Annotated in this window: 19 protein-coding genes; 3 read left to right on the plus strand and 16 right to left on the minus strand. The window is 70.2% G+C overall.

Going from position 1 to position 20,965, the window contains the following annotated elements:
- Positions 1 to 202 precede the first annotated feature (202 nt).
- From AC07OH_RS00400 to AC07OH_RS00465, 14 genes are all read right to left on the minus strand, one after another.
- The gene (locus AC07OH_RS00400; RefSeq protein WP_495299199.1) at positions 203 to 1,696 is read right to left on the minus strand and encodes an ABC transporter permease; all 1,494 of its coding nucleotides are present in this window, start codon (positions 1,694 to 1,696) and stop codon (positions 203 to 205) included.
- 76 nt (positions 1,697 to 1,772) lie between these two features.
- Positions 1,773 to 2,603: an ABC transporter substrate-binding protein gene (locus tag AC07OH_RS00405; RefSeq protein WP_495299200.1), complete on the minus strand. Its 831-nt coding sequence runs from the start codon at positions 2,601 to 2,603 to the stop codon at positions 1,773 to 1,775.
- Between the two features lie 48 nt (positions 2,604 to 2,651).
- Positions 2,652 to 4,571 carry a molybdopterin biosynthesis protein gene (locus AC07OH_RS00410; RefSeq protein ID WP_495299201.1) on the minus strand — a complete coding sequence of 640 codons (1,920 nt, stop codon included), beginning with the start codon at positions 4,569 to 4,571 and terminating at the stop codon, positions 2,652 to 2,654.
- Entirely contained in the window at positions 4,568 to 5,821 is a 1,254-nt protein-coding gene (locus AC07OH_RS00415; protein ID WP_495299202.1) for a molybdopterin molybdotransferase MoeA, read from the minus strand. Before AC07OH_RS00415 ends, AC07OH_RS00410 begins: the two co-directional genes overlap by 4 nt.
- A 151-nt stretch (positions 5,822 to 5,972) precedes the next feature.
- The gene (locus AC07OH_RS00420) at positions 5,973 to 6,362 is read right to left on the minus strand and encodes a hypothetical protein (RefSeq protein ID WP_495299203.1); all 390 of its coding nucleotides are present in this window, start codon (positions 6,360 to 6,362) and stop codon (positions 5,973 to 5,975) included.
- Complete coding sequence (locus tag AC07OH_RS00425; RefSeq protein ID WP_495299204.1) at positions 6,359 to 7,618, minus strand: formate dehydrogenase subunit gamma; 1,260 nt, start codon at positions 7,616 to 7,618, stop codon at positions 6,359 to 6,361. The genes AC07OH_RS00420 and AC07OH_RS00425 overlap by 4 nt, the downstream gene beginning before the upstream one ends.
- 12 nt (positions 7,619 to 7,630) lie before the next feature.
- Positions 7,631 to 7,882, minus strand: a complete 252-nt coding sequence (locus AC07OH_RS00430; protein ID WP_082817975.1) for a hypothetical protein — start codon at positions 7,880 to 7,882, stop codon at positions 7,631 to 7,633.
- Complete coding sequence (gene fdh3B / locus AC07OH_RS00435; protein ID WP_056573451.1) at positions 7,879 to 8,499, minus strand: formate dehydrogenase FDH3 subunit beta; 621 nt, start codon at positions 8,497 to 8,499, stop codon at positions 7,879 to 7,881. Before fdh3B ends, AC07OH_RS00430 begins: the two co-directional genes overlap by 4 nt.
- Positions 8,500 to 8,508: 9 nt before the next feature.
- Positions 8,509 to 11,484: a formate dehydrogenase subunit alpha gene (locus AC07OH_RS00440; RefSeq protein ID WP_489057581.1), complete on the minus strand. Its 2,976-nt coding sequence runs from the start codon at positions 11,482 to 11,484 to the stop codon at positions 8,509 to 8,511.
- A 9-nt stretch (positions 11,485 to 11,493) separates the two neighbouring features.
- Positions 11,494 to 11,721, minus strand: coding sequence for a hypothetical protein (locus tag AC07OH_RS00445; RefSeq protein WP_062470944.1), 228 nt, complete (start codon positions 11,719 to 11,721; stop codon positions 11,494 to 11,496).
- Positions 11,722 to 11,919: 198 nt separating this feature from the next.
- Positions 11,920 to 12,537 (minus strand): TorD/DmsD family molecular chaperone, encoded by a 618-nt coding sequence (locus AC07OH_RS00450; RefSeq protein ID WP_495299205.1) that lies wholly within the window; start codon positions 12,535 to 12,537, stop codon positions 11,920 to 11,922.
- Positions 12,534 to 14,612, minus strand: a complete 2,079-nt coding sequence (locus AC07OH_RS00455; protein WP_495300949.1) for a 4Fe-4S dicluster domain-containing protein — start codon at positions 14,610 to 14,612, stop codon at positions 12,534 to 12,536. The genes AC07OH_RS00450 and AC07OH_RS00455 overlap by 4 nt, the downstream gene beginning before the upstream one ends.
- The gene (locus AC07OH_RS00460) at positions 14,572 to 15,195 is read right to left on the minus strand and encodes a DUF3306 domain-containing protein (RefSeq protein WP_495299206.1); all 624 of its coding nucleotides are present in this window, start codon (positions 15,193 to 15,195) and stop codon (positions 14,572 to 14,574) included. The genes AC07OH_RS00455 and AC07OH_RS00460 overlap by 41 nt, the downstream gene beginning before the upstream one ends.
- Complete coding sequence (locus AC07OH_RS00465; protein ID WP_159277698.1) at positions 15,188 to 15,778, minus strand: DUF3305 domain-containing protein; 591 nt, start codon at positions 15,776 to 15,778, stop codon at positions 15,188 to 15,190. Before AC07OH_RS00465 ends, AC07OH_RS00460 begins: the two co-directional genes overlap by 8 nt.
- An 82-nt stretch (positions 15,779 to 15,860) precedes the next feature.
- Here AC07OH_RS00465 and AC07OH_RS00470 point away from each other — a divergent pair, with 82 nt between their 5' ends.
- Positions 15,861 to 16,772: a formate dehydrogenase accessory sulfurtransferase FdhD gene (locus AC07OH_RS00470; protein WP_495299207.1), complete on the plus strand. Its 912-nt coding sequence runs from the start codon at positions 15,861 to 15,863 to the stop codon at positions 16,770 to 16,772.
- A 14-nt stretch (positions 16,773 to 16,786) separates the two neighbouring features.
- Here AC07OH_RS00470 and AC07OH_RS00475 read toward each other — a convergent pair whose 3' ends face one another.
- Both AC07OH_RS00475 and AC07OH_RS00480 read right to left on the minus strand, forming a co-directional pair.
- Positions 16,787 to 17,809, minus strand: a complete 1,023-nt coding sequence (locus AC07OH_RS00475) for an alpha/beta fold hydrolase (protein ID WP_495299208.1) — start codon at positions 17,807 to 17,809, stop codon at positions 16,787 to 16,789.
- Positions 17,810 to 18,181: 372 nt separating this feature from the next.
- Positions 18,182 to 18,922, minus strand: a complete 741-nt coding sequence (locus tag AC07OH_RS00480) for a response regulator (protein ID WP_062470956.1) — start codon at positions 18,920 to 18,922, stop codon at positions 18,182 to 18,184.
- 193 nt (positions 18,923 to 19,115) lie between these two features.
- On the opposite strand from AC07OH_RS00480, the gene AC07OH_RS00485 reads away from it, so the two are divergent.
- Positions 19,116 to 19,535: an organic hydroperoxide resistance protein gene (locus AC07OH_RS00485; protein WP_307589588.1), complete on the plus strand. Its 420-nt coding sequence runs from the start codon at positions 19,116 to 19,118 to the stop codon at positions 19,533 to 19,535.
- A 51-nt stretch (positions 19,536 to 19,586) separates the two neighbouring features.
- Complete coding sequence (locus AC07OH_RS00490) at positions 19,587 to 20,951, plus strand: ATP-binding protein (RefSeq protein WP_495299209.1); 1,365 nt, start codon at positions 19,587 to 19,589, stop codon at positions 20,949 to 20,951.
- Positions 20,952 to 20,965: the final 14 nt, after the last annotated feature.

The following is a 20,965-nucleotide window of genomic DNA, read 5'->3' on the forward strand; positions in this document are numbered from 1 at the left end:
ATCGGGTGGCGGTCGTGCGTTCGCAGCCGGTCGGTGAGGTCTCTGTGCAGGCGAAAGAAATGGCCGCGCCCAGACCCGGAAGGAAGGCATGTCGGCAGCGAGACCGCGACAGTGATTTCCATCGCGGTATTTTGCCTCGCTGGATCGGCATGCCGTGTAAGCGAAGGCGAGGGGCGCGGAACCGCCGACCCGCCCGCCGGCGCTAGGGCAGACGGTACCAGCCCAACTCGCCCTGCAGGAACTGGGCGGCCTCGGGCGGCAGGTCGTCCGAGTCGAAGAAGCTCGCCACGGGCCGCTCGACCACGATGTGCCCCGCGTGAAGGTAGGCCACGCGCGTGGCCAGGCGCTTGGCCTGCCCGAGGTTGTGCGTGCTCATCACGATCGTCACGCCGCTGTGGGCGACCTCTTCGATGAGGGCCTCGATCTCGTTCTTGGCGCCGGGGTCCAGGCTGGCCGTGGGCTCGTCCAGGAACAGGATGTCCGGCTGCAGCGCCCAGGCGCGCGCCAGGCCCAGGCGCTGCTGCTGGCCGCCCGACAGCGAACGCGCCGAGCGCTCGGCATGTTCGAGCAGGCCCACGCGCGCCAGGGCTAGGCCGCAGCGCTCGCTGCGCTCGGCGGCCGGCACGCCCGCCAGCCACAGGCCCACCCACACGTTGCGCCACACCGAGAGGCTCAGCAGGAACGGGCGCTGGAACAGCATGGCCGCGCGCGGCAGTCGGCTCTCGGGCCGCAGCGGCAGGCGCTCGCAGCGCCCTTCGCAGGGCAGCAGGCCGTGCAGCAGCCGCAGCAGCGTGGTCTTGCCCGAACCGTTGGCGCCCACGAGCACGAGCCGGTCGCCCCGGTGCAGGGTCAGCGAGGCCTCGTCCAGCGCGACCAGCGCGCCGAAGCGCACCGTGGCGCGCTCGAGCCTGATCAGCGGCACTGTGCCCAGCGCGGCCGGCGTGTGCGGGGCGGGCGTGCGGCGCACCGCGTGCGGCCTCGCCGGCGGGGCAGTGCTCAGCGGGCGCGTGGCCAGCCATTGCAGCAGCCCGATGGCGCCGTTGACCGCGCCGACCACCGCCAGCAGCACGATGCCCAGCGCCAGGGCCAGCGCGAGGTCGCCCTTGCTGGTCTCCAGCGCGATGGTGGTGGTCATCACGCGCGTGACGCCCGCGATGTTGCCGCCGACGATCATCACGGCCCCCACCTCGGCGATGGCCCGCGCGAAGGCCGTGAGCAGCACGGTGGCCACGCCCATCCGGTCGTGCACCAGCATCAGCAATGCGGTGGCGAGCGGCCCGGCGCCCAGCGAGCGCAGCTGGTCGCCGCCGTCGGCCAGCGCCGCCATCACGAGCCGGCGCGACAGCGCGGCGATCAGCGGCGTGACGAGCACGCTCTGCGCCACCACCATCGCCGACGGCGTGAACAGGATGCCCAGTTCGCCCAGCGGCCCCGAGCGCGAGAGCAGCAGGTACACCAGCAGGCCCACGACCACGGCGGGCAGGGCCAGCAGCGTGTTCACCAGCCACACGGCCAGCACATGCCCCGGGAAGCGCGCCACCGCCAGCCAGGCGCCCAGCAGCAGGCCGAACAGCGCGCCGATCACGCAGGCTGTGGCGCTCACCTGCAGCGACAGCGCCGTGATGCGCACGAGTTCGGGGTCGGCGCCGGTGATGAGGTGCCAGGCCAGCGCCCAGCCTTCGGTCACGGTGTTCATCGAGAGACGGCTTTCATCGCCGACGCGAGGCCGTGCGCATTGCGCAGCCCGGCACCGTCATCGACCGGCGCGCCGTTCACTGGCCCGCGTTCGGGAAGAAGAGCTGCTCGCCGCCGATCTTGTACGCAGCGATGGCGGCCTGCCCGTCGCGCGACACGACCCAGTCGGAGAAGCCTTGCGCGAGGTCCTTCTTCACATGCGGGTGCCTGGCCGGGTTCACGACGATCACGCCGTACTGGTTGAACAGCTGCTTGTCGCCCTCGACCACGATGCCCAGGTCGGCGCGGTTCTTGAAGTTGAGCCAGGTGCCGCGGTCGGACAGCACGTAGGCATTGGTCGAGGCCGCGATGTTGAGCGCCTGGCCCATGCCGCAGCCGCATTCCTTGTAGCCGGCCGGCTTGGCCGCGGCCAGGTCGATGCCGGCCAGCTTCCACTGGCGCAGCTCGGCCGCATGCGTGCCGCTCTTGTCGCCGCGCGAGACGAAGGCGCCGCCCGTGGTGCCCAGGCGCTTGAGCGCCGCTGCAATGTCGTTGCCGCGCACGCCGGCCGGGTCGGACTTGGGCCCGATCAGCACGAAGTCGTTGTACATGACCGGGCGGCGCGGCAGGCCGAAGCCTTCGGCGACGAACTTCTCTTCGGCGGGCTGGTCGTGCACGAACAGCGCGTCGGCGTCGCCGCGGCGCGCCATGTCCAGCGCCTGGCCCGTGCCCACCGCCACCACGCGCACCTCGGTGCCCGATGCCTTGGTGAACTGCGGCAGCAGGTGCTTGAACAGGCCCGACTGTTCCGTCGAGGTGGTCGAGGCCAGCACGATGAACTTGTCCTGTGCCTGCGCCATCGGCGCGAGCAGCGCACCAGCAAGTGCACCGGCGAGGGCGAGAAGAGTGATGTGTCTGCGCGAAGCCATCGTCATCGTGTCAGTCCTCGAGAGTGAAAGAAAGAAGCGGTTCGGCCATCAGGCGGCGGCATCGACGCGAAAGCCCAGCCGGCCCAGCGCCTCGCGTGCCGCGGCCGATTGCAGCAACGCAATGAAAGCCTGCACCGGCGCGCGCCCAAGCCGTGCCTGGGGCACCACGAAGTCGTAGCGTTCCTCCTGCACGGGAATGAAGCCCAGCCCGTACTGCCGCGCGACCGTGTCGATGGCCAGCCCCCAGTCGGCGCGCTGCTGCGCCACGGCCACGGCCACTGCGTTGTGCGACTTGGTCTGCACGCCGTAGCCGGGCGGTTGCGCGCCGCCGAGCAGGCGATCGATGAGGATGCGCGTGCCGCTGCCGGCGTTGCGGTTGACCATGGTGCAGCCGGGCTGCGCGGTCGCGGCCGCGATGGCCGCGGCGGCGTCCAGGCCCTCGAAGCGCGTGTCGCCGGGGCGATGGACCACGCCCTGCATGCGGCCGTAGCCCGTCACCAGTTCGAGGCCCGGCGTGAGCAGCGGCCGGTTGTAGACGCCCGTCGCCGGGTCCATCAGGTGGATGCCGGCCACGTCGCATTCGCCGCGCCGGGCGGCCATCAGCCCGCCCGTGCTGCCCACGTTCATGGCCTTGATGCGGATGCCCTGGCGCATCAGCTCGCCGGCCAGCCAGTCCAGGCCCACGCAATGGCTGCCGATGAAGATCAGGTCCGCGGCGTCCAGCCCCTGGCCCAGCAGCTGCACCTGCACCGGGGCGCCGGCATCGACGATCTCGGTGTGCTGGCCGATGGTGATGAAGCCGTCGGCGATGCTGAAGGTGGTGACCGAGCCCGAGCCCTTGCCCATCGGGTAGGCGGCCACGCCGTCGTCGGTGGGCACCAGGCCCACCAGCAGGTACTCGGTGCGGCCGCGCTCGGAGTTCACGCGCATCGGCAGCGTGGCCGCCACGTGCGCATGCCGCTGCGGCGGCCGGCCCGCGAAGGCGCAGATCACGGGCGCCAGGAACTCGTGGAAGGTGAAGACCGCCGAGGTCGGAAAGCCCGGCAGGATCACGACCGGCTTGCCGCCCGTGACCGCCAGGCACACCGGCTTGCCGGGCTTGAGCGCCACGCCGTGCGCCACCACGCCCGGGTCGCCGAGGGCGGCCACCACGCGGTACGACAGGTCGCCTTCACCCTTGGAGGTGCCGCCCGAGAAGACCACGGCGTCGCATTCAAGCCCGCGCGCGAGCGCGGCCGACAGCAGCGCCTCGTCGTCGGGGATCACGCCCAGGCGCACCGGCTCGCCGCCCAGTTCCTCGACCGCGGCGCCGATGATGGCGGCGTTGGAGTCGTACACCGCGCCCGTGGGCAGCGGCGCACCGGGCGCGACGATCTCGTTGCCGGTGGAGAAGATGGCCACGCGCGGCTTGCGCCATACGCCGACCTCGGCCAGGCCCAGCGCCGCGAGCACGCCGATCTCGCGTGAGCTCAGCACCTGGCCGGCGCGCAGCACGGTTTCGCCGCGCGCGATGTCGGTGCCGGCGTAGCTGACGTTCTCGCCGGCCGTGGCGGCGCGGCGCACCTGCACGTTGCCGCCGTCGAGGTCGGTGTGTTCCACCATCACCACCGCGTCGGCACCGCGCGGCAGCATGCCGCCGGTGGCGATCGCCGTGGCGTGGCCGGGCGTCACTTCGCGCTGCGGCACGATGCCCGGTGCGAGCGTCTCGCCCACGAGGGCCAGCGCGCGGACCTGTTCTTCCATCGCGCCCCAGGTGTCGGCGGCCTGCACAGCAAAGCCGTCAACGTTGGAGCGGTCGAAGCCGGGCACGTCGATGGCGGCAACCGCGTCGTCGGCAAGCACCCGGCCCAGCGCCGCGTGCAGGGGAACGGTCTCGCGGCCCAGCGGCGCGAGGCTCAGGTGTTCGCGGAAGCGGCGCTCGGCCTCGTCCCGCGTGACGACATCGAGAAATTGCGATTGGGCTTTCACAGGCACTCGTACAGATGAACAGTGACGTCGGTCCCGGGCCCGAAGCCTTCGCTTTCGGCGGGGGCGATCACGAAGCCGTCGGCGCGCGTGGTCGAGCTCAGCACCGAGGCGCCCGAGAGCGCGAGCGGCTCCACGCCGTCGGCGCCGATCTTCACGCGCACGTAGTCGACGCGCCCCACCTGCGAGACGATCTTGCGCGCCACGGTGGCGCGCGTGCGCGGGTAGGGCCAGTCGGCGGGCCGGCCGCCGAGCAGTCGGATCGCACGCCCGGCAAAGAAGTCGTAGGCGCACAGGCAGGAGACCGGGTTGCCCGGCAGCAGGAACACCAGCGTGTCGCCGATGCGCCCCATGCCGGCCGGGCTGGAGGGCCGCATCGCGATGCCGTGGATCGCCAGTTCGCCGAGTTCGGCCAGCAGGCGCGGCGCGTGGTCCTCGGCGCCCACGCTGGAGCCGCCGGAGATGAGCACCACGTCGGCGCCGGGCGCGGCCAGTGCCTGCGCGATGATTTGCGGGTCGTCGCCCAGGCGCTGGTGCGACTCGAGCAGGCCGCCGTCGCGCGCCACGAGGCCGCGCAAGGTCACGGAGTTGGCGTCGTAAATCTCGCTCGGGCCCTTGGGCGTGCCGGGCGCGCGCACCTCGTTGCCGGTGACGAGCAGCCGCACGCGCGGCCGTCGCACCACCTGCAACTGCGCCAGGCCCAATGAAGCCACCAGCCCCGCATCCTGCGGGCGCAGGCGGCGGCCCGCGGCCAGCGCCGTGCTGCCGCGCGCGATGTCCTCGCCGACGTGGCCCACATGCTGGCCCGGTGCGACGGCGCGCGTGATGGCCAGGCGCCCGTCCTGCTCGCTCGCGTATTCGGCGGGCACCACGGCATCGAGCCCGTGCGGCACCGGGGCGCCGGTCATGATGCGGATGGCGGCGCCTGCGGGCACCTTGCCTTCGAAGGGGCGGCCGGGCCAGGCGTGGCCCGCGATCGGAAATTCGAGCGGGTTGTATTCGCCGGCCCCCGTGGTCTCGCCGCCGCGCAGTGCATAGCCGTCCATGGCCGCGCGGTCGAACTCGGGCACCGCGATGGGCGCGATCACCTCCTGCAGCAGCACCCGCCCCGTGGCCTCGTCGGCGGCCACGGATTCACCGGGCAGCAAGGGCACGTGGGCGTCGATCCAGGCGAGGGCGGTGGGCACCTCGGCGCGCTGCGTGAAGCCGCGCATACGCACATCGGTCGAGACGGTTCGTTCGGGTGTGGGCATCGGGGCCAGTATAGAAGTTGGAGGTCGCCGGCGTGGTCGGGCATGGCACCCGACAGCCATGCACAAGGCGGCCGTGCCGGACCTTGCCGGCGGGCCATTTGCGGTCGTTTTTTCTTCAGCCGCGTCCGCGCACGCGCGGTGCGTCGCCGGCTTACTTCTGGGGTGCGGGATTCGTCTGCGCCGAGGTCTGGTTCGAGCTCGGCGGCGACGCGGCCGTGGGGGCCGGGGAGTGGGCGCCCGATGCCTCGATGGGCTTGGTTTCAACCTTGGGGGCGGCGGCGTAAGGCCCCGGGTCCACGCAGGGCGGCGTGGCCACCGCGGCCGGTGCCGGCTTGCCGGCGGCCTGCGCGCTCGCGCGGTACTTGGCGGCGACCTGGTCCTGTGACTTGCACAGCAGGTAGCCGTCGGTCTTGGCGCTCCACGCGGTGCGGGCCGCGGCCTCGGCGGCCTTGGCCTGCGCTTCCGGCGTGGGCGGGGGGAGCTTGGCGACAGCGGAGGTCGCAGCGAGTGCGCACAGGAGAAGGGTCAGCGTGTGCTTCATGCGGAGGTTCCTTGCTGCGCCGTCGTCGGCCGTGCGGGCTCGGATGCGCCGGCCGGGTGCGAGCGCTGCGCGGGGATCTTGCCGGCCTGGATGTCGTCGTACCAGAGCTTGTGGTGCTCGCGCGCCCAGGCCTCGTCGACATAGCCTTCGCGCATCGCCTTGTAGGCGCCGTCCATGCCCAGCGTGCCGATGTAGATGTGGCCCATGATCATCGCCATCATGAGCAGCGTGGCCACCGCATGCACCATGTGCGCGACCTGCATCTCGCCGCGCGTGTAGACGAAGCCGGGCAGCAGCTTGTCCAGGAACAGGCCCGAGGCGATGACGATGCTGCCCAGGAACAGCACGCCGCCCCAGAACACCGCCTTCTCGCCAGCGTTGAAGCGGTGCGACGCGGGCTCCTTGCCGCCGAACAGGCCGCCGCCGTGCCGCAGCCAGGTGAAGTCGTCCTTGCTCGGCCAGTTGCTGCGGATGAAGGTGAAGATCATGAACAGCGTGGTCACCACGAACAGCGGCCCCACGAAGTTGTGCACGGTCTTGAGCACGTAGGCGAGCCAGCCGAACAGCGTGCTGCCCAGCACCGGCAGCAGGAAGAACTTGCCGAAGGCCATCACGATGCCCGAGATCGCGAGCGTGACGAAGGCCAGCGCGTTCGACCAGTGCGTGGCGCGCTCGAAGGGCGTGAAGCGCTCGATCTTGCGGCCGGTTTCGGTGCCGTGCAGGCGGATCGGCCCGCGCGTGAAATAGAAGATGGCCAGCGCCAGCAGCGTCACGAAGAGCAGCGCCGCGCCGTACGGAATGATCCAGTCGTTGCGCACCTGCCGCCAGGCCTCGCCCGCGTTGGTGAAGCGCGAACCCGGGTACTGCACGAGGCGCTGGATCAGGTTGCCGGCCTCGGGCGCCTGGCTCACCGGCAGGCTGCTGTAGCCGGTGACGCCGCCGCTCACTTGGCGCCACATCGGCGCGTTGTTGCCGGGCTGCACCTTGTTGCGCTCGCCGTTGGTCTGGTTGAGGTAGTTGGGGTCGGCGCTGGCTTCGGGCTTGACGTCGAAGATGTTCTGGCTGCGGATGCCGCCCTCGGCTTTCGGCGCTGCAGCCGTGGCTGCGGCAGGCGAAGAAGCAGGGGCGGGCGCCGCGGTCACGGTGCCGCTCGCGGCCGGTTTGGCCTCCTGGGCCGGCGCCACCGCCGCCCAGCCCAGGAGCGCGGTCGCCAGCAGCGCGTGGAACACGTGCCTGGTGCGAATGGTGACGCTCATGCGGCCTCCGGTTCAGTTTTCTCGGGTGTACTCGTTCTGGCCGTTGGAGCGCGTCTTGATCTGCTGCTCCCAGGCCGTCTTGTCGCCCACCTTCCAGCCGGGCGCGGTGAAGGCGGTGCCGGTGTTGGCCTGCGTGCCCGTGCCGCTCCAGGGCACCGCGTCGTGCTTGACGCCCTCGGCGTTCGTCTGCGGCTTCTCGCTGCAGGCCGCCAGCAGCATCGCGCCCGAGGCGAGCGCGACGAGCATCACGACCGCGCGCTTCACTTGGTGCCTCCGGTGGGCGGCGTGCCGGCCTGCTGCGAGCCGTAGGCCGTGCCCCAGCCCCAGACCTCGGCGCCCGTGCCGCGGTGCACGACGCGGGTGCGGAAGATGTCGGCCACCACGTCGCCGTCGCCGGCCAGCAGGGCCTTGGTCGAGCACATCTCGGCGCAGGCCGGCAGCTTGCCTTCGGCCAGGCGGTTGCGGCCGTACTTCTCGAACTCGGCTTCGGAGCCGTTGGCTTCGGGGCCGCCGGCGCAGAAGGTGCACTTGTCCATCTTGCCGCGCGCACCGAAGGTGCCTTGCGACGGGAACTGCGGCGCGCCGAACGGGCAGGCGTAGGAGCAGTAGCCGCAGCCGATGCACACGTCCTTGTCGTGCAGCACCACGCCTTCCTCGGTGCGGTAGAAGCATTGCACGGGGCACACCGCCATGCAGGGCGCGTCGGAACAGTGCATGCAGGCCACCGAGATCGATTTCTCACCCGGCAGGCCGTCATTGAGCGTGACCACGCGGCGGCGGTTCACGCCCCAGGGCACCTCGTTCTCGTTCTTGCAGGCCGTGACGCAGCCGTTGCATTCGATGCAGCGCTCGGAATCGCAGACGAACTTCATTCTTGCCATGGTGATTCCTTATGCTTTCTCGATGTTGCAGACCGTGGTCTTGGTCTCTTGCATCATGGTGACGCTGTCGTAGCCGTAGGTGGTGGCCGTGTTGATGGCCTCGCCGCGCACGATGGGCGCCGCGCCCTTGGGGTAGTAGGCCAGCAGGTCTTCGCCCTGCCAGCGGCCCGAGAAGTGGAAGGGCATGAACACCGTGTCGGGCCCCACGCGCTCGGTCACCAGGGCCTGCACGTTGAGCTTGGCGCCCGTGGGCGTGTGCACCCAGGCGCGCTCGCCGTTGCGGATGTTCTTCTCGGCCGCCACCTTCGGGTTGATCTCGATGAACATCTCCTGCTGCAGCTCGGCCAGCCAGGGGTTGGAGCGCGTTTCCTCGCCGCCGCCCTCGTACTCCACGAGCCGGCCCGAGGTCATGATGTAGGGGAACTTCTCGGCGATCTTGTCGGCGATGTTTTTCTGCTGCACCGTCTTGTAGAGCGTGGGCAGGCGCCAGAAGGCCATCTTGTCGTCGTGCGTCGGGTACTTGGCGACGAGGTCGGGGCGCGTGCCGTAGAGCGGCTCGCGGTGCTGCGGGATCGCGTCGGGGAAGTTCCACACCACCGCGCGCGCCTTGGCGTTGCCGAAGGGGTGGCAGCCGTGGTTCTTCATGAACACGCGGATCATGCCGCCCGAGCTGTCGGTCTTCCAGTTCTTGCCTTCGGCCTTGGGCTTCTCGGCCTCGGTGAGTTCGTCCCACCAGCCGAGCTTCTTGAGCAGCAGGTGGTCGAGCTCGGGGTAGCCGGTGGTGATGTCGGCGCCCAGCGAATGGGAGCCGTCCTCGGCCAGCAGGTTCTTGCCGTTGCGCTCCACGCCGAAGTTCGCGCGGAAGTTGCCGCCGCCGTCCATCACGTGCTTGGACGGGTCGTACAGGTTCGGCGAGCCGGGGTGCTTGAGCTCGGGCGTGCCGTAGCAGGGCCAGGGCAGGCCGTAGTAGTCGCCCGAGATGTCGTAGCCGTTGACCTTGTCCTTGACCGAGCCCTTGGCCCGCAGCGTGCGCACGTCGAAGGCGGCCATGTTGCGCATGTGCGCCTGCAGCCGCTCGGGGCTCTGGCCCGAGTAGCCGACGGCCCAGCAGCACTTGTTGATCTCGCGCAGGATGTCGTCGGGCACGGGCTCGTCCATGCCCTTGACCTTCTGCATCTTGTAGTTCTTGCTGAGCTCCTTGCCGAAGCCCAGGCGGTCGGCGAACTGCTGCATGATCATGTGGTCGGTGCGGCTTTCCCACAGCGGCTCGATGACCTTCTCGCGCCACTGGATCGAGCGGTTCGACGCCGTCACCGAGCCGCTGGTCTCGAACTGCGTGCACGCGGGCAGCAGGTACACCGCGCGGTTCGCGTTGGCGTCCTCGGGCCGGCCCGGCATCGCGGCCATGGCGGCCGTGGCCGAGGGGTACGGGTCGACCACGACCAGCAGGTCCAGCTTGTCCATGGCCCGCTTCATCTCGAGGCCGCGCGTCTGCGAGTTGGGCGCATGGCCCCAGTAGAAGACGCCGCGCAGGTTCGAGTCCTGGTCGATGAGCTCGTTCTTCTCGAGCACGCCGTCGATCCAGCGCGACACCGTGATGCCGGGCTTGCTCATCATCGCGGGCGAGGCGAAGCGGCCCTTGATCCATTCGAAGTCCACGCCCCAGGTGGCGGCGAAGTGCTTCCACGAGCCTTCGACCAGGCCGTAGTAGCCCGGCAGCGAATCGGGGTTGGGACCGACGTCGGTCGCGCCCTGCACGTTGTCGTGGCCGCGGAAGATGTTGGTGCCGCCGCCCGAGGTGCCCACGTTGCCCAGCGCCAGCTGCAGGATGCACGAGGCCCGCACGATGGCGTTGCCGATGCTGTGCTGCGTCTGGCCCATGCACCACACCACGGTGCCGGGGCGGTGCTCGTGCAGCATGGTCGCGACCTTCAGCACCTGCGCCTCGTTCACGCCGCAGGCTTCCTCGACCTTGTCGGGCGTCCACTTGCTCATGACTTCCGCGCGCACTTCTTCCATGCCGTAGACGCGGTCGTTGAGGTAGCGCTTGTCTTCCCAGCCGTTCTTGAAGATGTGGTGCAGGATGCCGAACAGGAACGCGATGTCCGAGCCCGAGCGGATGCGCACGTACTCGTGGGCCTTGGCCGCCGTGCGCGTGAAGCGTGGGTCGACCACGATCATCTTGCAGCCGTTTTCCTTGGCATGCAGCATGTGCAGCATGCTCACGGGGTGCGCCTCGGCCGCGTTCGAGCCGATGTACATCGCGATCTTCGCGTTGCGCATGTCGTTGTACGAATTGGTCATGGCGCCGTAGCCCCATGTGTTCGCCACGCCCGCAACCGTGGTCGAGTGGCAGATGCGCGCCTGGTGGTCGCAGTTGTTGCTGCCGAAGAAGCTCACGAACTTGCGCAGCAGGTAGGCCTGCTCGTTGCTGTGCTTGCTCGAGCCGATCCAGTAGATCGCGTCGGGACCGCTGGCCTTGGTGAGTTCCTTCAGCTTGGCGGTGATCTCGTCGAGTGCGGTGTCCCAGCTGATGCGCTCGTACTTGCCGTTCACGAGCTTCATCGGGTAGCGCAGGCGGTACTCGCCGTGGCCGTGCTCGCGCAGCGCCGCGCCCTTGGCGCAGTGCGCGCCGAGGTTGATGGGCGAGTCGAACACCGGCTCCTGGCGCACCCACACGCCGTTCTCGACCACCGCGTCGGACGCGCAGCCGACCGAGCAGTGCGAGCACACGGTGCGCTTCACCTCGATCTTGCCGGCGCCGATGGCCGTGGGGCGGCCGTCGGCGGCCTTGGCCTTCTGGATCAGCGTGAGCTGGCTGGCCGCCAGGCCCACGCCGACGCCGAGGCCGGAACGCCGCAGGAAGGCGCGCCGGTCCATGGTCGGTAGAGCGTTCGCGAGGCCGCGCCGCAGGCTGTGAACGAAGGGCGATGCGTCGGAGGCCCGCGGGCTCGCGGTGCCTGGGGATTTTCTGGTCAGAAGCACGGGGTCTCCTCAGGCTGACGTGGTGGCGTAGTAACGCTTGACGTGTTCGCTCAGGGAATAGCCGCCGCCGTTTTCGGGCGGGGGCGGCAGGGAAGGCGTAGCGGCGGCGACGGGCGCTTCGGTCGCCACCTTCGGCAGCGCGGTGACGGCCACCGCAGCGGCGCCGGCGGTGGCGGCACCGATGAAGAATCCGCGGCGGGAGGCCGGCTTGATGCCGGTGTTTTGGCTGTCCTGCATATTGACTCCAGGAGTGGCTGGGCGCGACGAGAGAGGGGAAACCCGGTCGGCCTTGTGGATACTAGACCAGCAACAAGGTGTGAGCAACCTGAATACCCCTCGCATTCGTTCGCCTCAGAAGGTGTGAATGAATCCGGCGTGGCCGAGGAGGCGCGCCTGGGCGGGATGAGCGGACATGGCGGGCTCGTTCACGCCTTCTCAGTCCAGCATGTCGAAGGCCTGCGCCTCGACGTCGCCGAACGCGCGCGTGAAGGCGGCGAGCGCCGCGTAGAACCGCGCCTGCGGATGCTGCGACACAGCATCGCACAAGGCGGGCAGCCACGGCTGGACGTGTCTGGAGAACATCGCCTGCTGCTGCGTGAGGTTGGCCACCGCCACGTCCTCGCCGGCGATCAGGTAGCGCATGACCTCGAACAGGCAGGCGATGTGGTCCTCGGTTTCGTAGGTGGTCTCGGTGCGCGCCAGGCCCAGCTTGTCGAGGTCGTGGCGCAGCTGCACGAGCGGCTTGTCGTTGAGAAAGCCGCTCAGGTAGTGCGAGCCGAACAGGAAGACCTCGGGCTTGCCGATGCCGCCGAAGAGCGCGTCGTATTCCTCGTGCGCGGCGGCAGCGTCGGTGTCGCGCGCGATGCCGACCAGCTGGCGCCACGGCTCTTCCAGGAAGGCGCCTGCGGCCGGCGCCTCGGTGGGCGCGACCTGGAAGGCCTCCAGCAATTCGGCATCGGGCGCGGCGTACCACAGGCGCGCGAGCAGGCCGTAGAGCTCGGCCCGGGCCACCTCCTCGTCGAGCGCGGACGTGGCGGGAAAGGTCTGGCTCATAGCGGGGCGATCTTCACTTCGTTGGTGGCGCTGTACAGGTCGATGACGCGGCAGTCGCTGCACATCTTGAGGCGCTCCAGCGCCTCGCCCTGGAACATGGCGTGCCCGGCCAGCTTGCCGAGCATGGCCTCGATGGCCTTTTGCGTGCCGAAGGGCTTGCTGCAGCGGATGCAGGCCCAGGGCTTGGCCTCGTTCAGCAGCACCTGCTGCTTGCGCTCGGGCGCGGCCAGCAGGCGCGGCACGAGCGAGACGGCGTCCTCGGGGCAGGTGGTTTCGCACAGGCCGCATTGCACGCAGTTCTTCTCGATGAAGCGCAGCTGCGGCGCGCTCTGGCTGTCCAGCAGCGCGCCCGACGGGCAGGCGCTGACGCAGGCCAGGCACAGCGTGCACTTGTCCTTGTCGACCGCGACGGCGCCCAGCGGCGATCCGGCCGGCAGCGCGAAGGCCAGCGGGGTCTCGGCGGGCGTCTGCAGGGCCGGGGCCGCGCCCATCAGGTGGTCCAGCGCCATCTCGAGCCGGTCGCGCTTGTCGGCGCCGACGGCGAAGCGCGCCGCCGTGGCCGGCACGCGCTGCGTGGTCGTGCGCAGGCCGGCCAGCGCGGCGTCCAGCGCGGCGGGCGAATCGGCCTCGATCACATGGAGGTGCGTGCCGGTGTAGCCCAGGCCCAGCAGCAGCGCCTGCGCGACGTCCCTCTGCTGCTTGAGCGCCGCGAGGTACTGCGGCGCCTCTTCGCCGGTGCACAGCACCGCGACCTGCGAGGCGCCGAAGGCGACGGCGCTCAGCCACAGGTCGATGCCGGTGCTGGCCGCATGAAAGAGGTCGACCGGCATCACGCGCGCCGGCACGCCCTGGGCCTTGCCCAGCTGCGCCTGCCGCCCGAGCTGTTCGAGCAGCGCCTGGCCGCCTTCCTGGCTGTGCAGCAGCAGGGCCGCATCGCGCCCGCCCGCCGCGGCATAGGTGCTGAGCAGCTTGCGCAGCTTCAGGCCCTGGTCGGGCGCGCGCGGGTAGGTGTAGCCCAGCGCGCCTGTCGGACACACCGTGGTGCAGGCGCCGCAGCCGACGCACAGGTTCGGGTTGACCACGATGCGCTGGCGTTGCGGGTCGCTGCTCACGGCGTGGGCCGAGCACACCTCGACGCAGGCGTTGCAGCCGACCACCTCGTTGCGGCTGTGCGCGCACAGCTTCTGCTTGTAGTCGAAGAACTTGGGCTTCTCGAATTCGCCCACCAGCTCGCGCAGGCGCAGCAGCGTCTGCAGGCCCTCGGCCTGCGCGACGCCGCCGGGCAGGTGGAAGTAGCCCTGCGGCGGCGCGTGCCAGTCGATCTGTGGCGCGGCGCCGAGGTCGAGCACGAGGTCGAAGGCCGCGTCGAGCGCCTGCGGCTCGCGGCTGAAATTGATGGCGCCGGCCACGCTGCAGGCGCGCTCGCAGTCGCGGTGCGAGGTGCAGCGCGCGTTGTCGATCTGGTAGTCCAGCCCAATGGCCTGCTCGGGGCAGGCGACCACGCAGGCGTTGCAGCGGGTGCACAGGTCGAGGTCGATCGCGTTGTCGCGCGTCCAGCGCAGCGTGAAGGCGCCGAGCCAGCCGGTGAGCGAGTCGATGCGCCCGGCGATCACCGGCCAGCGGCGCGCCTGGGCGCCACCGTCTGCACCGGGGCCCTGCGCGAGCAAGGTCACGTCGAGCGTGTCGCCGACCAGCGCTGCGGCGCGCTCGGCCGCGTCGAGCGGGCCGATGATCAGCAGCCGGCCCTGGCTGGTGTAGCTCACGGTCGAGACGGGGTCGGGCTCGGGCAGGCTGGCGGCGGCCAGCAGCGCGGCGATCTTCGGCATCGCGCTTTTCGCGTCGCGGCTCCAGCCGCCGGTCTCGCGGATGTTGATGAAGCGGATCGGCGAGGTGGCGTTGGGCGTCTGCGTGGCGAGTTCGCCGAACAGCCGTTTTTCCTGGGTGCAGGCGACCACGACGTCGTCGCCGGACTGGATGGCGCGCTGGAAGGAGGTCGCCTCGCGGCGGCACAGCGACGAATGCAGCGGGAGGGTTTCAGCCAGTGCCGCGCCGAGCGTCTTCGGCTCGAGCGGCATCGTCTGGTTGCAGTCGCAAATCAGCGTGGTGGTCATCGGTTTCTTGGCTGGCGGGTTGCATCGCGGCAACCGGCGGGCTGGGAAGCGTTTCGGAACCCTGGGACTGTGCCACGTCCGACGTTTCGGCGTCGTCGGGGGTTTCCGGGGGAATGTCTTCGGGGTCTTCGTCGAAGAGCTTGAGGAACTTGGCGCTGGCCATCTGGCGCAGCACGCTCTCGGGCACGGGCGTGGACTGGGAGTAGTCGTCGACGTAGGTGTCCAGGCCGTCCATCACATTGAAATGCGGATCGGCAAAGAGCTTGCGGAAGGCCGCGTTCTTGACCTCGGGCGCGACCTCCTTCGTGAGGAAAGGCTTGAAGTCGGACCCGATGTCCAGCGCATCCACGTCCGCGAGCGTCAGCGGCGGCGCGGTGTCCTGCTCGCCTCCGGCGGCAGGGGGCTCGGCAAGTGCGGCGGGGGCTGGCACCGCCGCCGGCACCGCAACGGGTTCCACGGCCGGCAGGGTCTTTTCTTCCACGGCGGCCTCGGCCGCGCGCACCTCCTGCTTGCGGCGCGACCAGCGTCCCAGGAAACCTTCAGACATCGCCCGCGCCCCGTCCGCGCTTCTTCTCGGTCGTCACGCTCGCGGCGTTGCCGAAGCGGTCGACCAGCGAGCGGAAGCTCTCGGGCCGGCGGCGGCGCTTGGGCTCGACCACGTAGTGTTCATCGACGAAGGCGCGCACCCAGTCGACCACCTCCGCCGGCGCCGGCACCTGCTCCACGGTTTCCTGCGCGTCGAGCCAGCGGCCGGCCTCGTAGTAGCTGAGCGTGACCACCACCGGGCGCGGAATGGGCAGCGGCGCGAGCGTGGGCTCTTCGTCCATGCGCCACAGCACGAACCAGCACGGGGTCGGCGTGATCGCGTTGAGGTGGTAGCCCTCGGCCTCGTCGCGGTACAGCTCGACCTTGAAGCCGGGGTGCAGCCAGTGCTGCTCGCCGTCGTCGTCGCGCAGGAGGCGCGGTTCGGTGCCGAAGCCGGGCTCGTCGGGCAGCACGCTGTCGAGCGTCCAGCGCCAGGGCTGCCAGTGGCTCGAGGGGCCGTGCAGGCGTTCGCGGCGCATGACCACCGCGACGTCGAGCGTCGGGCGGCCCGTGGGCGCGGTCGCGGGAGTGTCCGAAGAAGGCATGAACGAACCATAGCCGATGGCGCGCCCGTTCGCGAGCAGTACCCCTTCGAGCTCCGCTCGCAGCGGTGGCGTAGGATTCCGCATGGCCCCACGTGAAGACGACGCAGAAGACGAGACACCGCTGGCTTTCGATGCGGTCCCGATGCCCCGGCGCGCCGGCGCGCCGCGCCTGAACCCGGCGCGCGGCCCGTTGCTGCGCCGCATCGAGATCGTCGACCAGCACGGCGAGCGCCGCGACATCGACATCCCGGCGGAGCGGCCGTTGACCGTCTTCGTCGACAAGCGCGAACTCGTGACGCTGATGACCCTGGGCGCAGCGCCCGAGCTGCTGGTGCTGGGCTACCTGCTCAACCAGGACCTGGTGCGGCGTGCCGACGAGGTCGAGAGCATCGACGTCGACTGGAGCGTGGAGGCCGCCGCCGTGAAGACCCACCGCGGCATCGCGAACCTCGCCGAAAAAACCGCGCACCGGGTCGTGACCACCGGCTGCGGACAAGGCACCGTCTTCGGCGACGCCATGGCGCAGATCGGTGCCGTGCGGCTGCCGGCGGCGCAATCGGCGCGCATCGCGCAGGGCACGCTGGCGCGCATCCTCGAACAGATGAAATCGCGCAACAGCGTGCACCGGCATGCCGGGTCGGTGCACGGGTGCGCGCTGTTCTGCGGCACCGAGATGCTGGTGTTCGCGGAAGACGTCGGACGGCACAACGCCATCGACACCATCGCCGGATGGATGGCGGTGCACGGCGTCGACGGCGGCGACAAGGTCTTCTACACCACGGGCCGCCTGACGAGCGAGATGGTGATGAAGTCGGCCCACATGGGCGTGCCGATCGTCGTCTCGCGCAACGGCGTCACCGCGATGGGGCACGAGCTGGCCACGAAGCTCGGCATGACCTTGTTCGGCCGCGCGGCCAACCGCCACTTCCTGTGCTACTGCGGGTTCGAGCGCTTCGACGCCGAGCCGCTGGCGCAGGCGCTCACCGCCGACTGAGGGGCCTGCGCGGCTTACCCGCGCGCCACGTCGATCACCGCCTTCGCGAACGCCTCGGGCGCTTCCTGCGGCAGGTTGTGGCCGATGCCGCCGCCGACCAGCCGGTGCTCGTAGCGCCCCGAGAACTTCTTCGCATACGCGCTGGGCTCCGGGTGCGGCGCGCCGTTGGCGTCGCCTTCGAGCGTGATGGTCGGCACGCCGATCACCGGCGCCTGGGCGAGCCGGTTCTCCAGCGCCTGGTACTTCGCCTCGCCCTCGGCCAGGCCGAGGCGCCAGCGGTAGTTGTGCACCGTGATCGCCACGTGGTCCGGGTTCTCGAAGGCGACGGCGCTGCGCTCGAAGGTGGCGGCGTCGAAGTTCCACTTCGGCGAGGCGAGCTGCCAGATGAGTCTGGCGAAGTCGTGGCGGTTCTTCTCGTAGCCCGCGCGGCCGCGCTCGGTCGCGAAGTAGTACTGGTACCACCACTGCAGCTCGGCCTGCGGCGGCAGCGGCGCCTTGCCGGCCTCCTGGCTGCCGATGAGATAACCGCTGACCGAAACCAGCGCCTTCACGCGCTCGGGCCACAGCGCGGCCATGATGCACGCGGTGCGCGCGCCCCAGTCGCAGCCGGCCACGGTGGCGACGGGGATCTTCAGGGCATCCATCAGCGCGACGATGTCGACGGCCACCGCCGACTGCTGCCCGTTGCGCGGCGTGTCGGCCGACAGGAAGCGGGTGGTGCCGTAGCCACGCAGGTACGGCACGATCACGCGAAAGCCCGCGGCGGCCAGCTGCGGCGCGACGTCGACGAACATGTGGATGTCGTAGGGCCAGCCGTGCAGAAGAATCACCGGCGCGCCGTCGGCCGGGCCGGCTTCGTAGTACCCGATGCGCAGGCTGCCGGCGTCGATGCTTTTGAGGGGTTCGAGGCGCCGGGAGCTGCCTGTGCTGGCGGACTGGGCGAAGGCGGGAACGATCGACGTGAGCTGCGTGGCGGCGAGGCCGAGCGCGGCCTTGCCGAGGAAGGCGCGGCGTGGCAGCGAGGGGGAGGCGGTCATGGAAATCTCCTGGGATTCGAGGGGGGACGGCGCGATTGTTCGGCGGGGAATCCACCTGCTGATCGGCTTGTGTATGCCTCTGTATCCGCGCCGGTTCCGGCCACACTAAATTTCAAACGCAGGCGTGCGAGGCGACCTCAACGAAACGTGGTGTGTCGATGTCGGGCCGGGATACACAGGCATACGCAATGCCCGTTGCGCCGCCAACGGGCGGCCAACAATCCGCCCGTCATCCACCCATTCATCGCCCGAAGGAAATCCCCATGACGCGCCCTCGCGGATTCAAGAAGCTCTGGTTCGCGCTGCTGTTCTTCGCGGGCGGGTTCGCGCACGAGGTGCGCCACCCGACCCAGTGCCAAAGCGCGGCGTCGGTCAGTCTCTCGCTTCGACCGCCGAAGCGAGCACGTAGCCTTCGCTGCGCACGGTCTTGATGTAGCGCGGCTCGCGCGCATCGTCGCGCAGGCGCTGGCGCAGCCGGCTCACGAGCAGGTCGATGGAACGCTCGAAGAGCTCGGCTTCGCGCCCCTGCGTCAGGCTCAGCAGCTGGTCGCGGCTGAGCACCTTCTGCGGGTGGTCCAGGAACACGCGCAGCAGCCGGTACTCGGCGCCGCTCAGCGCCACCATCACGCCCGCGTCGTCGATGAGGTGGCGCGCCACCGTGTCGACCTGCCATTCGCCGAACCCTAGCTTCTGCGAGGGCTCGACGGTGCCCATGTTGGGCGGCAGCATGCGCGTGCGCCGCATCACGGCGCGGATGCGCGCCAGCAGCTCGCGCGCGGAAAAGGGCTTGGCCAGGTAGTCGTCGGCGCCCATCTCCAGGCCCAGGATACGGTCGGCTTCCTCGCTGCGCGCGGTCAGCATGAGGATGGGCGTGGCCTTGTACTTGCCGGTGCGCAGGTCGCGGCACAGCGTGAGCCCGTCTTCGCCGGGCAGCATCAGGTCCAGGATGATCAGGTCGAAGGGCCCCGAGGCCTCGAGCGCGGCGCGCATGTGGCGCCCCGTGGGCACCGCGACCACGCGCAAACCGTTCTTCACCAGGTAGGTGGTGAGCAGTTCGCGGATGTCCCGGTCGTCGTCGACGATGAGGATGTGGTCGGAGGTCTTGGGCGTCATGGCAGGGCGGGCGGTGGCGGCACGGCGCCGCAGCCGCAATGTAGCGTTCCGGCGGCCCGCGGGCCACGGCCGTGGAAACGTAGTGTGTGGTTTCGCGGGCCAGATACACAGGCATACAGAAGGCGATCCGGCAGGGGGCGGGCGGCCCAACAATCCGTGCGTTTTCCAACCACCCTGCATTCAAGGAACCTTCATGACCCGCATCGACAAAGTCCTCTACACCGGCAAGACCCGCACCTCCTCGGGAGGCCGCGACGGCGAGGCGCGCAGCTCCGATGGCCGCCTGGACATCAAGCTCTCGTCGCCCGGCAGCGCCGGCACCGGCACCAACCCCGAGCAGCTGTTCGCGGCCGGCTGGTCGGCCTGCTTCATCGGCGCAATGGGCAAGGCGGCCGGCAAGATGAAGGTCGCGCTGCCGCCCGACCTGGCCGTCGATGCCGAGGTCGACCTGGGCACCGCCGGCGGCGAATACTTCCTGCAGGCGCGCCTGAACGTGAGCCTGCCGGGCCTGGACCGCGAGGTGGCGCAGGCCCTCACCGAGGCCGCGCACCAGACCTGCCCCTATTCCAAGGCGACCCGAGGCAACATCGACGTTGCCATCCACCTGGTGTGAGCCCGCTGCGCCGATGACGCATCGCCACGCCGCCTGACCAAGAAGCTGTTCATGTCCACTTCCGCGAACCCCGTTGCGAATCCGACCGGCACGGCGCCGCACTGGCGCCGGCTGCTGCCCGGCTCGCTGTTCTCCCGCGTGACGCTGATCATCGTGGTGGGCCTGGCGATCGCGCAGCTGCTCACCTTCGCGGCGATCCGCTACGAGCGGAACATGGCGCTTCGCGAGCTGATGATGATCGGCATCGAGCGCGACATCGCGAGCTCGGTCGCCATCCTCGACCGGCTCCCCGCGGCGGAACGCGCCGGCTGGCTCGACCGGCTGGAACGGCGCAACTACCGCTTCGTGCTGGGCGGCAGCGCGCAGGGCAGCGCGCCGGCCTCGGAGGCTTCGCGGCAGTTTGCCGCGGCCATCGTCGATGCGATGCGCCCGTTCCCGGTCGTCAAGGTCGGCGAGGTGGCCTGGCCGCCCGAGGGCCTGCAGATCGAGGTGCGGCTGGGCGACGGCTCGTCCGTGGTCGTGCACGCCATGCGCGTGGGCATGCCGGTGTCGGGCTGGGTGATGTGGCTGCTGGTGGGGCAACTGCTGGTGCTGGCCATATGCGCCTGGGTCGCGGTGCGGCTGGTGACGCGGCCGCTCGCGCAGCTGTCCGCGGCGGCCGACCAGCTCGGGCCCGACCTGAAGGGCCGCACGCTGGTGGAAGAGGGCCCGACCGAAGTGGCGCACGCGGCGCGCGCCTTCAACGCGATGCAGCAGCGCATCGCGGGCTACATGTCGGAGCGCGTCGAAATCCTGGCGGCCATCTCGCACGACCTGCAGACGCCCATCACGCGGATGCGCCTGCGCACCGACCTGATGGACGACACGCACGACCGCGCGAAATTCCGCCAGGACCTGGACGCCATGAACGCACTGGTGCGCGAAGGCGTGACCTATGCGCGCACGCTGCACGGCGCCACCGAGCCGCCGCTGCGCATCGACGCCGACGCGCTGTTCGAGAGCATGGTGGCCGACTACGAAGACGTGGGCCAGCAGGTGCGGCTCGACGGCCGGGCCGGCGCGCCGATCGTGAGCCGCCCCATTGCGCTGCGCCGCATCCTGATGAACCTGATCGACAACGCGCTGAAGTTCGGCTCCGACGTGACGCTGCGCGTGCAGGCTGAAGGCGAAGGCGGCCGCCTCGTGGTGAGCGTGCTCGACAACGGCCCGGGCATTCCCCCCGACGAACTCGACGCGGTGCTCAAGCCCTTCTACCGCGTCGAAAGCTCGCGCAACCGCAGCACCGGCGGCACCGGCCTGGGCCTGGCCATCGCGCACCAGCTGGCCATGGCGATGGGCGCCGAGCTCACGCTGCACAACCGCCCCGAAGGCGGGCTCGAAGCTCGGCTGGCGTTGGCCACCGCGCCCGCTCGCTGAACCCGACCCCCCAT

It is taken from the genome of Variovorax sp. GW821-FHT10C12, from assembly GCF_059415405.1.